Here is a 12,734-nt window from a genome sequence, read left to right on the forward strand (position 1 = left end):
TTGTCGAGGGTTTTGTTGCCGTCGGCACCATGGCAGGCGGCACATGCAGCGGCTTTCTGCTTTCCGGCGGCGGCATCGCCTTTGACGCCCATGGCAGCGGTTTGGCCGGCCAGACAGAACAAGGCGACAGCGAGGAGGGGTTTGATCTTCATCGATGGGGTCCTTTATTTGGCCGGTTTCAGCGCGGAGATGTAGGCGGCAATGTCGGCGATGTCCTGGGCGCTGAAGCTCTTGGCCTGCGCGGCCATGGTCGGGTGACTGCGCTCACCTTTGCTGTACGCGGTCAGGGCATTGACGATATAAGCCTCGTTCTGACCGGCGATTTTCGGCACGTGGTAGCTCGGATAGGCATTTTTGTACTCCGGAATGCCGTGGCAGCCGGTGCAGGTATACGCCAGCGCTTTGCCTTTCTGGGCATCGCCTTTGGCCAGGCAGGTGCCGCCGGCCAGAGCCAGCGCTAAACCGATGAGGAGGGACGTTTTGGTCATAGCAAAATGCCGAAGTGGGGTTCAAGTCCGGTAATTATACCTAAAATTCACCGGAATCAGGCAAGTATGTATGACTTTAGGCAGGTACGCAGGGGGCGGTTTCCCGATACCATTTCGCTTAATTCCCCCCAGTACGGTAACCGGTAAGCCCATGCCTCTTTCTTCCAAACATGCAAAAACCACGGCCTTGATGTTGGCCATTGCCTTGGCTCTGACGGCCTGCGGCGGCAAGCCCGATGCAGCCGGCACGGCAAAGTCCGAAGCCGGCGCCGAACAGGGCAAGGATGGCAAAGACGGAAAGCCCAAGGAGCCGGAAGCGGTTCCGGTCGAGGTGGTGACTGCCGCCAGCCAGAGCATCAACGCCAGCTATGCCGGCACTGCCAATCTGGAAGCGCCGAACGAGGCCCAGGTGGTTGCCAAAAGCTCGGGCGTCATGGTGTCGCAGCTGGCCGAGGAGGGCGACAGCGTCCGTCAGGGCCAGGTGCTTGCCCGCATCGATCCGGCCCGCGCGCAGCTTGAAGTCCAGCGTTCCCAGGCAACCGTCAACAAGCTGAGCAACAACTTTGCCCGCGCCCAGGAATTGCGCAGACAGAATCTGATCTCCGCCGAAGCCCACGATCAGATCCGGTTTGATCTGGAGTCCGCCAAAGCCAGTCTGAATCTGGCCAAGCTCGAACTGTCCTACACCAATGTCACGGCACCGATATCCGGCGTCATCGCACAGCGCATGGTCAAGCAAGGCAACCTGGTGACGCTGAATGCTCCGGTGTTCCGCATCGTCAATACCCAGTATCTTGAAGCCGTAATGAATGTTCCCGAACGTGAGCTGGCACTGATCAAGTCCGGCATGCCGGTGCGGATGACCGTGGATGCCGTGCCCGGCCAGGCCTTTGAAGGCCGCGTCGACCGCGTCAGTCCGGTGATGGAAGCCGGAAGCGGTACCTTCCGCGTGACCTGCGCCTTCGACGGCAAGCAGATTCTGCGTCCGGGCATGTTCGGCCGCTTTGAAATCATCTACGACCGCCGTGAAAACGTGCTGACCATTCCCCGTACCGCCATGCTTGAAGACGAAACCGATCCGGCCGTCTATGTGGTCCGCTCAGGAAAGGCGGTGCGTGCTCCCGTCAAGATCGGATACAGCAACGGGGAAATCGCCGAAGTCGTGTCCGGCCTCAAGGGCGGCGACAAGATCATTACCGCCGGCAAGGTCGCGGTACGTGACGGTGCGCTGGTCAGCGTGATTGCGGTTGACGGCAAGACCGTGGCCCAGCCCAAGAAAGACGGCAAATCTGCGGATGCCGGAAAATGAGTCTGGTCGAGTTTTCGACACGGCGGCGGGTTACCGTCGCGATGGTCACCTTCACCTTCGTGCTGTTCGGGCTCATCGCCCTGGGCAATCTGAAGGTCAACCTGCTGCCGGATCTGAGTTACCCGACGCTGACCGTGCGCACCGAATACACCGGTGCCGCGCCCGCTGAAATCGAAACCCTGATCAGCGAGCCGCTGGAGGAATCCCTCGGTGTGGTCAAGAACCTGCGTAAAATCAAATCGATTTCGCGTACCGGCCAGAGCGATGTGGTTCTCGAGTTCGCCTGGGGCACCGATATGGACCAGGCGGGCCTCGAGGTCCGCGACAAGCTCGAACTGCTGCGTCTTCCTCTGGAAGCCAAATCGCCGGTCGTGCTGCGCTTCAATCCGAGTACCGAGCCGATCATGCGTCTCGGTCTGGTCCTGCCGGAGAAAGTGTCCGGCAGCCGCCAGGCCCAGCTGATCCAGCTGCGCCGTTTTGCCGAAGAAGATCTGAAAAAGCGTCTTGAACCGGTCGACGGCGTTGCCGCGGTCAAGGTCGCCGGCGGTCTTGAAGATGAAATCCAGGTCGCCATCGACAACGAGCGCCTGTCGCAGCTGAACCTGTCGGTCGAAACCGTCATCAACCGCCTGCGCCAGGAAAACATCAACATCTCCGCCGGTCGCATCGAAGAAGGCAGCGAACGCTATCTGGTGCGCACCGTCAACCAGTTCGCCGATCTGGATACCATGGCCGACATGCTGGTGGCCAATACCGCCTTCGGTGTCCCGGTCAAGCTCAAGGATGTTGCGACGGTCACTCAGGGTTACAAGGAACGGCAGGCCATCATCCGCGTCGGCGGCCGCGAAGCCATCGAATTGGCGCTCTACAAGGAAGGCGATGCCAATACCGTGGCCGTGGCCAAATCGGTCAAGCAGGCACTCCAGCGCATGCAGGGCGATGGCGGCGCGTCCGATTCCGGAAAGCCGGCAAAAGCCGTCGCCGAGGGCGTCTATGAAATCGACGGGCTGGAACTGACCACCATCGAAGACGCCTCCCTGTTCATCGAGAGCGCACTTTCCGAAGTCAAGAAGGAAGCGCTGCTCGGCGGCGTCTTCTCGATCCTGATCATCTTCTTCTTCCTGCGCGACGGCTGGAGCACTTTCGTCATCGGCCTGTCCCTGCCGATATCGATCGTGGCCACGTTCTTCTTCATGGACCAGTTCGGCCTCAGCTTGAATGTGATGTCGTTGGCGGGACTGGCACTGGCAACCGGCATGGTGGTCGATGACTCCATCGTCGTGCTGGAATCCATCGCCAAGGCCCGCGAGCGCGGACTCGGCATTCTGGATGCCGCCATCAAAGGCGCCGGCGAAGTCAGCATGGCGGTGGTCGCGTCGACACTGACCACGGTGGCCGTGTTCTTCCCGCTGGTTTTCGTGGAAGGCGTCGCCGGCCAGCTGTTCAAGGATCAGGCATTGACCGTTTCGATTGCGCTGATGATTTCGCTGATCGTCTCGCTGACCCTGATTCCGATGCTCTCCTCGCTGAAGGCACATTCGCCGATGGCCTTCGCCGAAGACAACCAGCAACCGACGGCCGCCCGGGAGAAATGGCATCAGTTTCTGGCCAGTCTGAAGGAACTGTTCCGCTATCCGCTGCAGCGTGACTGGAAACGGCCCCTGGCCTATGCCGCATGGGTCCTTCTCGTTCCGCTCAAAATACTGACGGCGCTGATCTATGTCATCGCCCTGCTGTTCAGCCTCGGATATCCGCTTGCCGTCTTCGGCATTACCTGGGTCATCGCCACCTTCAGCCGTTTCGGCAAGGGCACCGGCGGCAAGGGCATGGTCTGGTTGGGTGAAAAAATCATCCGGCCCTACGATTACGCCGCCGACTATTACCGTGGAATCCTTCCCAAAGCCCTGGAGCGCCCGCGTAAAATCCTGATCAGCGCTGCAGTCGCCTTCATCGCATCGCTGCTGCTGGCCACGACTCTCGGTTCGGACCTGATTCCGCAATTGGCCCAGGACCGCTTCGAAATGACGGCCAAGCTCGCTCCCGGCACGCGCCTCGAAGAAACCGACCAACTGGTCAGCGCCATCCAGTCCAGACACAAGGCCGATACCGATATCCAGGCGCTTTACGGCGTCAGCGGTTCGGGCACGCGGCTGGATGCGAATCCGACCGAGTCCGGTGAAAACATCGCCAAGCTCAGCGTCGTTCTGGGCAAAGGCTACAGCCGCGACAGTGAAGCCGCCATCACCGAACGTCTGCGTGAAACAATGCGCGCCTATCCGGATGTGCAGGTCAAGTTCGGCCGGCCTGAACTGTTCAGCTTCTCCACGCCGCTGGAAATCGAAATCCGCGGCGCCGATCTGAATTCCCTGGAGAAATCCGCACGGAAACTTTCCGCCATGCTTCAGAAGGCCGAGCATTTCGCGGACGTCAAATCCAGCGTCGAACAGGGTTACCCGGAAATCCAGATCATTTTCGATCAGGACCGGGCCGCTGCGCTCGGACTGACCTCGCGGCAGATCGCCGATCAGGTGGTCAAGCAGGTCCGCGGCGAGGTAGCCACCCGTTACAGTTTCCGTGACCGGAAAATCGATGTGCTGGTCCGTGCCGAAGAACAGGCGCGGTCATCGGTCGATGATATCCGCAACATCATCATCAATCCGGCTGCGCCGCAACCGGTGACGCTGGCCTCGGTCGCGCAGGTCGTGGAAACCATCGGTCCCAGCGAAATCAACCGCGTCGACCAGACCCGCGTCGCCATCATTTCCGCCAACCTGCGCGATGTCGACCTCGGCACCGCGGTGTCGGAAGTACGCGACATGGTGGCTGCCGATCCGCTTTCGGCCGATGTCCGCATCGCCTTCGGCGGCCAGAGCGAGGAGCTCGATCGCTCCCGCAACTCGCTGTTCTTTGCCTTCGGGCTGGCCATATTCCTGGTCTATCTGGTCATGGCCTCGCAGTTCGAATCGCTGCTGCATCCCTTCGTCATCCTGTTCTCGATTCCATTGGCGATGGTCGGCGCCGTCCTGGCGCTGTGGCTGAGCGGCTCGCCGATTTCGGTCGTGGTATTCATCGGCCTGATCCTTCTGGTCGGCATCGTGGTCAAGAACGCCATCGTGCTGATCGACAAGGTCAACCAACTGCGCGAAGAGGGCGTCGCCAAGCGCGAAGCCATATGCCGCGGTGCGGAATCCCGGCTTCGCCCGATCATCATGACCACGCTGACCACGTTGTTCGGATTCGCGCCGCTGGCCTTTTTCGGCGGCGAGGGTGCCGAGGTGCGGGCGCCGATGGCGTTGACCGTGATCGGCGGCCTGACGGTTTCGACCCTGCTGACGCTGGTCGTCATTCCGATCGTCTACGATCTTCTGGACCGCAAGCCGGACAGCTATTACAAGGCGCGTGGTGCGTTGCATCATGATGTCCTCGAAGGCGGGAGCATCGGGTGAAAAGTCTTGCCGAGCTGAGTCTGCGACGGCCGGTCACGGCGGTCATGTGTTTCGTTTCGCTGGTGGTCATCGGCCTGCTGGCCGCTGTCAGGCTGCCGTTGGAGCAGTTCCCCGACATCAACGTGCCTTTCGTTTTCGTCAGCGTGCCTTATCCCGGTTCCACCCCGCAGGAAGTCGAACGCCAGATCACCCGGCCGGTCGAGGAGGCGTTGTCGACGCTTCCCGGCATTTCGATGATGAATTCGACGTCGCGCTCGGACAATGCCGGCATTTTCCTGATGTTTTCGGACTGGGATCGCGACATCGCAATCACCGCCAGCGAAGCGCGTGATCGCATCGATGCCATCCGCTCCGAACTGCCGGAAGATGTTCAGCGCTATTTCGTCCAGAAATTCTCGCCGAACGACGAGCCGCTGATGCGGGTGCGCTTCGCCTCCGACCGCGACCTCAAAAACAGCTATACCCTGATCCAGCATGCAATCCAGAAGCGCATCGAACGCATTCCCGGTGTCGCCCGCGTCGACATCACCGGCGCACCGCCGCCGGAAGTCGAAATCGCCATCGATCCGGTCCGCCTTGCCAGCCACAATGTCGGCCTCAACGAGCTGTCGGCCAAACTGCAATCCGTCAATTTCTCGGTTTCAGCCGGCGACATCAACGACCGCGACCGCCGTATCCGGGTACAGCCGGTCGGCGAAATCAAGACGGTCGAGGAGCTTCGCAGTCTGCCCTTGAATGACAAGGGCCTGAGGCTCGATGACATCGCCGATGTGCGCTTCAAGTTGCAGCGCCAGGACTTCGGCCGCCGCCTCGATGGCCGGCCGGCGGTCGGTGTCGACATCCTGCGCGAACAGAACGCCAATCTAGTCAATGTCGCCGATGCCATCCATGCCGAGATCGAAAAAATCAAGCAAGATCCGGAGCTTGCCGGCATCAAGTTCATCATCGTCAGCGATTCCGCGGAAAGCGTAAAGAGTTCCATTGCCGAACTCATCGAGGCCGGCATGATCGGCTCGCTGCTGTCGATCATCGTGCTGTTCTATTTCCTGCGCCACTGGCCTTCCACGCTGATGGTCAGTCTGGCTATTCCGATCTGCATCGTGATCACACTGGGTGTGATGTACTTCACCGGCATGACACTGAATGTCCTGTCGATGATGGGTTTGCTACTAGGCATCGGCATGCTGGTCGACAACGCGGTCGTGGTGGTCGAGAGCATCTATCAGTACCGCGAAAAATATCCGGATAATCCGATGATGTGCGCCATCGAGGGCACCAAATCGGTGCAACTGGCGATTTCCTGCGGCACCCTGACTTCCATCATCGTATTCCTGCCGAACCTGTTCGGCGACAAGAACTTCATCTCCATCTATCTCTCGCAGGTCGCCCTGACCATCACCATCTCGCTGCTGGCTTCCTGGCTGGTCGCGGTCAGCCTGATTCCGATGATTTCGGCGCGACTGAAAACACCGCCGGCCATCACCCAGTCGCACGGATTCGTACCGGCATTGACCCGGCGCTATGAAGCATTCCTGGCCTGGACGCTGGCGAACCGCAGGCTTTCCCTGCTCGGCATCCTGATGATCATCTTAGTCAGCATGGTGCCTTTCAAATTCACCAAGTTCGACATGAACTCGAACGAAGTGGGCCGTGAACTGTCCATGTATTTCAAGTGGAACGGCGCTTATTCCCTGGAGCAGATGTCCGATGAGGTGGCCAAGGTCGAGCAGTTCATGAATGAGAACCGGGAGCGCTATCAGGTCAAGCAGGTGTATGTGTTCTTCAGCGAGCAGGGCTGGGGCGGGATGAACCTGACCCTGCGCGATGATCTGCGTTCCTGCGGAAGTTTCGTTTCACGCAGCATCCGACTGGTCAACCCGGAGTACCTCTGTGCGATGTCCTCGGAACAGGTGCAGGAAATGATCCGGGCCGAGATTCCCAAGTTCGCGCGGGCGGAAGTCGGCTTTCAGGGCGGCGGCGGCCCCGGCGGCGGAGGCGGCGGCGGTCAGGACAACAGCGTAGAAATCTTCCTGAACGGCGATTCCACCGAAATGCTCAAGAAAATCGGAGCCGAAGTGATTCCGGTGCTGGCAAAACAGCCGGAACTGCGCGATGTGCGTCTCAACAGCGGTGACGAAAACAGCGAAATCCGCGTCAGCGTCGACCGCGACCGCGCCGGAGCCCTGGGCTTCAGCGCGCAGGATGTGGCCCAATACATCAGCATCGCATTGCGCGGTACCACGCTGCGCGAGTTCCGCAAGGATGACCAAGAAATTCCGATGTGGGTGCGTTTCGCCGGAGCGGAACAGTTCAGGGTCGAAGAGCTGTCAGGCCTGAACCTGCGACGCCCGGACGGCACCACGGTTCCGCTGATGTCCGTCATCAATGTCGAGATCCGTAAAGGCGACAGCGAGATCTACCGTCAGGACCGCTTGACTTCGCTGTCCATCAAGGCCAATAAAGCCGACAACGTGACCACCGAAGAAGCCATGGCGGCATTCAAGAAAGTGCTGAACAATCTGCCTCCGGGGTATTCCTGGAGCGAAAGCCAGGGCGGGTTCAACGGCGGCGATGCCGGAGGGCAGATGGCGACGAACACCCTGATTGCCCTGCTAATGATTCTGATTGTTATGGCGGCGCTGTTCGAGTCGATGCTGATGCCGCTGGCGATCCTGACCAGCATCCTGTTCTCGGCGCTCGGCGTGTTCTGGCTGTTTGCCCTGACCGGCACGACATTCTCGATCATGGCCTCGATCGGCATTCTGGTTCTGATGGGCGTGGTGGTGAACAACGGCATCGTGCTGTTCGAACACATCAACGCCCTGCGGCGCAGCGGCCATGCCCGAACCGAGGCATTGATCATGGGTTGCAAGGAGCGTCTGCGTCCGATTCTGATGACCATGGGTACCACCATTCTCGGCATGTTGCCGCTGTGTTTCGGTACCACCCAGATCGGCGGTGATGGTCCGGCCTACTATCCGATGGCGCGTGCGGTGGTGGGCGGCCTGGCGTTCTCGACCATCGTCAGCCTGATCTTTTTGCCGACCATCTATGCGGCATTGGATGACCTGCGCATCAAGACCGGAGGCGTCATCGCCCGGGCCAAAGACAAGGCGCCGTTGCGGCGCTTCGTGAAACCGGCCTGAGGGCCGGTCAGCCGAGTTTGATGAAAAAGGCCGCGCCGGCAACCCAGACCGCCAGGGCGGTGCCGGTATTGGTCAGGATGAAGTTCACCAGGATGCGTGCGAAGCGGTTTTTCCACCAGCCCGAGATTTCGATGGTATCGTCCTTGAGCTTCAGCAGATCTTCATACGTCGGTTTGCGCAGTTTGGCCTCGACATAGGCCGAAACCATGCCCGAGCTCAGGGCCGGGTGCAGCGGCGTCAACGGCGAGGCGATGAACGCGGCCAGACAGCTCAGCCAGTGCCCCTTGGCGGCGATGCACCCGATCAGTCCGCCGGTACCGGTGATGAGCGCCCATTGCAGCAACAGCATTCCGGCCAATTTCATCCCGCCTTCGTGGATGCCCCAGGCGAATCCGCCGATGAGAAAGACGGCAATGAACAGGCTGAACCAGGGCATCTCCGATTTTGCCGGAATGCTTTCCAGTGAAGCGAGTACGGCGCCATCCAGATTTGCGGAATCCTGAAGTGCGCGTTCCAGGCCGGCCAGATGGCCGGCGCCGACCACCGCAAGGACGTTTTTGACATCATCGTGCGCATGCAGCTGCAACAGCTTGGCGGCCATGTAACGGTCGCGTTCGGCGATGATGCTTTCATACAGTTCCGGAGTCTGCTTGGCGAAATCGCCGAAGCTCGACTCCAGCATGTCGCCTTCCTTGAGCTGCTCGATTTCGGTCTCGCCGATGTCATCCGAGCTGATTAGGCTGGCGCCCAGGCCGGCCACCAACTGACCGCGCTTGAAAAAGCCCAGCTTCGACCAGCTGCGCTTTAAGGTGATGCCGGCGTCGCGATCGATCAGCGCCATGCGCAGGCCGCGGGCTTCGGCTTCCTGCGCGGCGGCCTTGAGCTCAGCGCCGGGTTCGATGCCCAGCTGTTCGGCCAATCGGCGTTGGTAGGCGGCCAAAGACAGGTTGGCGGCGACCAGTCCGATCTTGTCTTCCTTAATGATCTGGAAAATGTCGAGCTTGTAGAGGGCATCCGGTTGGGTCAACTGCCGATGCCGGTTAACATCGAGCTCCACGGCAACGGTGTCGAAGCCGCCGCTGTCAATCGCGGCTTTGACCGCTTCAAGACTTTTCAGCGAAACGTGGGCGGTGCCGAGCAGGGTATAGACGACCCCGTTCACGGTGCATTGGCGGACCGGCTGGCCGGCGAAGTCAGGCAGACTCATCGGCAATCAATCGCGGTAACGCTTCAGCAGATCGGCATACGCGTCGATCCGGCGGTCACGCAGGAAGGGCCACATGCGCCGGACCTGTTCGCTGCGGCCCAGATCGAGCGTTGCGTAAAGTATTTCGGCGGCATCGGTGCCGGCTTCGGCCAGAATCTCGCCCTGCGGTCCGAGCGCATGAGAGCTGCCCCAGAAGCGGATGCCGCTGGCGCCCAGGGGGGATGCTTCAAAACCGGTCCGGTTGCAGCTCAGGACCGGAATGCCGTTGGCCACGGCGTGACCGCGATGGCTCAACATCCAGGCTTGCCGTTGCCGTTCGCGTTCTTCAGCCGTGTCGTCTGGATCCCAGCCGATCGCGGTCGGGTAGACCAGCACTTCGGCGCCGGCAAGCGCCATCAGCCGGGCGGCTTCCGGATACCATTGGTCCCAGCACACCAGTACGCCGATTTTCCCGATGCTGCTGTCGATCGGATGGAAACCGAGGTCGCCCGGCGTGAAATAGAATTTTTCATAGAATCCCGGGTCATCCGGAATGTGCATCTTGCGGTACTTTCCGAGCAGCGTGCCGTCTTTTTCGAACACGACGGCGGTGTTGTGATAAAGACCGGCGGCACGGCGCTCGAACAGCGAGCCGACCAGTACCACGCGGTTTTTGGCCGCCATTGCCGAAAGCCGTTCGGTGCTCGGGCCGGGTATGGCTTCGGCGCGGTCGAATTCACCGGCGGATTCGTGCTGGCAGAAATAGGCGCCGTTGTGGAGCTCCTGCAGCAAAACCAGCTCGGCACCGGCGGTAGCCGCCTCGGCCACGCGTTGCTCGATCTCGGCCAGATTCTCGGCCGCATCGCCGTGGTTGATGTCCTGGATCAGTGCGGCTTTCAGTGTCGAACGGCTCATTTCAATAACCCTTCCGGTAGTTGCATGGTGCAGCAGTGCAGGCTGCCATTCTGCCAGATTAGATCGCGGCAGGGGATGCCGATGATGTCATGCGTGGGGAAAGCGCGCTGCATCACCGAGAGCGCACGGCCATCGGCCGCATCGGCGTAGACCGGCATCAGTACCGCACCGTTGATGATCAGGAAATTGGCATAGGAGGCCGCCAGTCGCCGGCCTTCATCCATAATCGGTTTCGGCCAGGGCAGGGCGTGCAGGGTGTAGGGCTTGCCTTCAGCCGTGCGCAACTGCCCCAGTTCCGCGGCCATGGCCTGCAGTTCGGAGTAATGGCTGTCCTGCGGATCGTCACAGGCTTGATAGATGATCGAAGTTTCCGAGGCGAAGCGGGCGAGCGTGTCGATATGGGCATCGGTGTCGTCGCCCTCGAGGTAACCGTGCTCCAGCCAGAGTACACGGTGCTGCCTGAGGTGCGATTTCAGCACCGCTTCGATGTCGGCCCGTGATTTCTCCGGATGCCGCTCGTGCAGGCAGTGCCAAGTCGACAGCAGGGTCCCGGCACCGTCGGTTTCGATGCCGCCGCCTTCCAAGGCGAAGTCGATGCGGCGGTGCCGTGCATTGCGGAACAGCCCCAGTCGGTTCAATTCCGAGACGATCCGGTCGTCCAGTCCGGCTTCGAATTTGCCGCCCCAGGCGGTGAAATGGAAGTCCAGTAGCTCGAAGCCTTCATTGTGGCGCAGGCTGATCGGGCCGCTGTCGCGCAGCCAGGTGTCGTTATAGGGCAGGGTGATGAACTGGACCCGCGCAAGATCCGCATCGGCCTGGGCCAATGCGGTCCGCGCGTCGTCCTCGACCTCCGCCTCGGAGACCAGCAGCAGAAGCGTCTGATGCCGGCTGATGGCCGCGGCGATGCCCGCGAAACAGCCGCGGGTTTTCTCGAGCCGTGCCGCCCAGTCGGTACCGGCATGCGGCCAAGCCATCAGGATGGCGGATTGCGGTTCCCATTCGGCCGGGAAGCGGGGCGTATCGGTCATCAGTGACTCCCTAAGCCAAGCGGCTTGAACATGAAAAAGCCGGCTTCAGCCGGCTTGATCGGAACAACGGCCTTGAAAGCGATTAACGCTGACGGGCTTTGAAACGGGGATTCGATTTGCAAATCACAAAGACCTTGCCGCGACGACGGACGACCTTGCAGTCACGATGGCGGGTCTTGGCCGACTTAAGCGAATTAAGGACTTTCATGGCTATATTCCTAAACAACGAAAACGGGAAGCGGAAATTATATCGCCAAAATCCTGTGAAAGCAAGTACTTGTTAAATAAACCCTTAATCCGTGTAGGCTTTGGACAGGGTATGCAGATGCAGGCGCTCGGAGTCCCGCAGGAAGGGGGAAACCAGCATCATTACCTGCACGATGCCCTGCTGGATGGCACGCTGCTCGTCCTTTTCGCCGCGGACATTGGCGTAATTCAGCCAAAACGTGGCCAAAACCAGGATATTGGTGGCCAAACCCTCGATTTCGGCGGCACTGGCCCGCATGGCTCCGGTTTCGTTCAGACCGCGCATGATGCCGTGTGCATTGGCCGATCCGCGTTTCAGGATCCGGGCAAAGCGAAGGCGCAAGCTCCTGTTTCTACTCAGGATATTGATGATGTCCCGGTAGATGAAGCGGTAGTTCCAGATGCACTCGAACACCAGATGAAGCTGCAGCCAGACATCTTCAAGGGTGACTTCGCGGCCTTCCGGCGCGACCAAGGCCTGATCCATGCGTTCTTCGAAACGCTGGAACAGCTGCTCGATGATGTCATCCTTGTTGCGGTAGTGGTAGTACAGGTTGCCGGGGCTGATTTCCAGCTCTTCGGCAATATGGTTGGTGGAGATATTGGTCTCGCCCTGTTCGTTGAACAGGCGCAGCGCGACATCGAGAATGCGGTTTCGGGTTTTTCCGGACACGTCAGTCCTTCAGGGAGTGGACAAGGTCGACATACTTTTTCATGGCCGATTCCCGGCTGGTGCCCTCCAGCTTCTGCCAGGCCTGATGTTTTGCCGAGGCGACGAAATCGAACATGCCCGGTGCCGGGCCGCTGACATCGCCTTCGGAACCCTGTTTGTAAAGGGCGTACATGCGAAGCAGGGTGTCGTTGTCGGGACGATGCTTGAGATTTTTGGCTTCCAGGGCCGCCAGCTCGAACTGTTCCTGCAATGTTGCCATGAAGAAGTCCTTTGACCTGAAGTCGGATTCCAGTATTA

The 12,734-nt window shown here is 60.1% G+C and carries 10 protein-coding genes; 3 read left to right on the forward strand and 7 right to left on the reverse strand.

All coding sequences use genetic code 11. The features are described 5' to 3' along the window. Positions 1-164: 164 nt before the first annotated feature. Positions 165-488 carry a cytochrome c gene (locus Q0W88_RS02515; RefSeq protein WP_297799676.1) on the reverse strand — a complete coding sequence of 108 codons (324 nt, stop codon included), beginning with the start codon at positions 486-488 and terminating at the stop codon, positions 165-167. 151 nt (positions 489-639) lie between these two features. Here Q0W88_RS02515 and Q0W88_RS02520 point away from each other — a divergent pair, with 151 nt between their 5' ends. Genes Q0W88_RS02520 through Q0W88_RS02530 form a run of 3 tightly spaced genes read left to right on the forward strand, consistent with a single transcriptional unit; the run spans position 640 to position 8,389 of the window. Further along, positions 640-1,797 (forward strand): efflux RND transporter periplasmic adaptor subunit, encoded by a 1,158-nt coding sequence (locus Q0W88_RS02520; RefSeq protein ID WP_297799678.1) that lies wholly within the window; start codon positions 640-642, stop codon positions 1,795-1,797. Further along, positions 1,794-5,243: an efflux RND transporter permease subunit gene (locus tag Q0W88_RS02525; RefSeq protein ID WP_297799680.1), complete on the forward strand. Its 3,450-nt coding sequence runs from the start codon at positions 1,794-1,796 to the stop codon at positions 5,241-5,243. The genes Q0W88_RS02520 and Q0W88_RS02525 overlap by 4 nt, the downstream gene beginning before the upstream one ends. Then, on the forward strand, positions 5,240-8,389 hold the full coding sequence (locus tag Q0W88_RS02530; RefSeq protein WP_297799682.1) for an efflux RND transporter permease subunit: 3,150 nt from the start codon (positions 5,240-5,242) through the stop codon (positions 8,387-8,389). The genes Q0W88_RS02525 and Q0W88_RS02530 overlap by 4 nt, the downstream gene beginning before the upstream one ends. Before the next feature lie 7 nt (positions 8,390-8,396). On the opposite strand, the gene Q0W88_RS02535 is transcribed toward Q0W88_RS02530, so the two are convergent. The 6 genes from Q0W88_RS02535 to Q0W88_RS02560 all read right to left on the reverse strand — a co-directional run bounded on the left by Q0W88_RS02535 (position 8,397) and on the right by Q0W88_RS02560 (position 12,696). Then, the gene (locus Q0W88_RS02535; RefSeq protein ID WP_297799684.1) at positions 8,397-9,596 is read right to left on the reverse strand and encodes a TraB/GumN family protein; all 1,200 of its coding nucleotides are present in this window, start codon (positions 9,594-9,596) and stop codon (positions 8,397-8,399) included. Between the two features lie 6 nt (positions 9,597-9,602). Beyond that, complete coding sequence (locus Q0W88_RS02540) at positions 9,603-10,490, reverse strand: carbon-nitrogen hydrolase (protein ID WP_297799686.1); 888 nt, start codon at positions 10,488-10,490, stop codon at positions 9,603-9,605. Next, on the reverse strand, positions 10,487-11,518 hold the full coding sequence (locus tag Q0W88_RS02545; protein WP_297799688.1) for an agmatine deiminase family protein: 1,032 nt from the start codon (positions 11,516-11,518) through the stop codon (positions 10,487-10,489). Before Q0W88_RS02545 ends, Q0W88_RS02540 begins: the two co-directional genes overlap by 4 nt. 82 nt (positions 11,519-11,600) lie before the next feature. After that, positions 11,601-11,726 carry a type B 50S ribosomal protein L36 gene (gene ykgO, locus Q0W88_RS02550; RefSeq protein ID WP_091238229.1) on the reverse strand — a complete coding sequence of 42 codons (126 nt, stop codon included), beginning with the start codon at positions 11,724-11,726 and terminating at the stop codon, positions 11,601-11,603. Between the two features lie 84 nt (positions 11,727-11,810). Continuing rightward, the gene (locus tag Q0W88_RS02555; RefSeq protein ID WP_297799692.1) at positions 11,811-12,437 is read right to left on the reverse strand and encodes a TetR/AcrR family transcriptional regulator; all 627 of its coding nucleotides are present in this window, start codon (positions 12,435-12,437) and stop codon (positions 11,811-11,813) included. Position 12,438: 1 nt separating this feature from the next. Beyond that, positions 12,439-12,696, reverse strand: a complete 258-nt coding sequence (locus Q0W88_RS02560) for an acyl-CoA-binding protein (RefSeq protein WP_297799694.1) — start codon at positions 12,694-12,696, stop codon at positions 12,439-12,441. Positions 12,697-12,734: the final 38 nt, after the last annotated feature.

The sequence above is a fragment of the Arenimonas sp. GDDSR-1 genome (assembly GCF_025980345.1).
Lineage (GTDB): Bacteria > Pseudomonadota > Gammaproteobacteria > Xanthomonadales > Xanthomonadaceae > Arenimonas.

Coding starts and splice junctions, on each gene's coding strand:
- Q0W88_RS02515 (WP_297799676.1), bottom strand. CDS start 488: ATGACCAAAACGTCCCTCCTCATCGGTTTAGCGCTGGCTCTGGCCGGC.
- Q0W88_RS02520 (WP_297799678.1), top strand. CDS start 640: ATGCCTCTTTCTTCCAAACATGCAAAAACCACGGCCTTGATGTTGGCC.
- Q0W88_RS02525 (WP_297799680.1), top strand. CDS start 1,794: ATGAGTCTGGTCGAGTTTTCGACACGGCGGCGGGTTACCGTCGCGATG.
- Q0W88_RS02535 (WP_297799684.1), bottom strand. CDS start 9,596: ATGAGTCTGCCTGACTTCGCCGGCCAGCCGGTCCGCCAATGCACCGTG.
- Q0W88_RS02540 (WP_297799686.1), bottom strand. CDS start 10,490: ATGAGCCGTTCGACACTGAAAGCCGCACTGATCCAGGACATCAACCAC.
- Q0W88_RS02545 (WP_297799688.1), bottom strand. CDS start 11,518: ATGACCGATACGCCCCGCTTCCCGGCCGAATGGGAACCGCAATCCGCC.
- ykgO (WP_091238229.1), bottom strand. CDS start 11,726: ATGAAAGTCCTTAATTCGCTTAAGTCGGCCAAGACCCGCCATCGTGAC.
- Q0W88_RS02560 (WP_297799694.1), bottom strand. CDS start 12,696: ATGGCAACATTGCAGGAACAGTTCGAGCTGGCGGCCCTGGAAGCCAAA.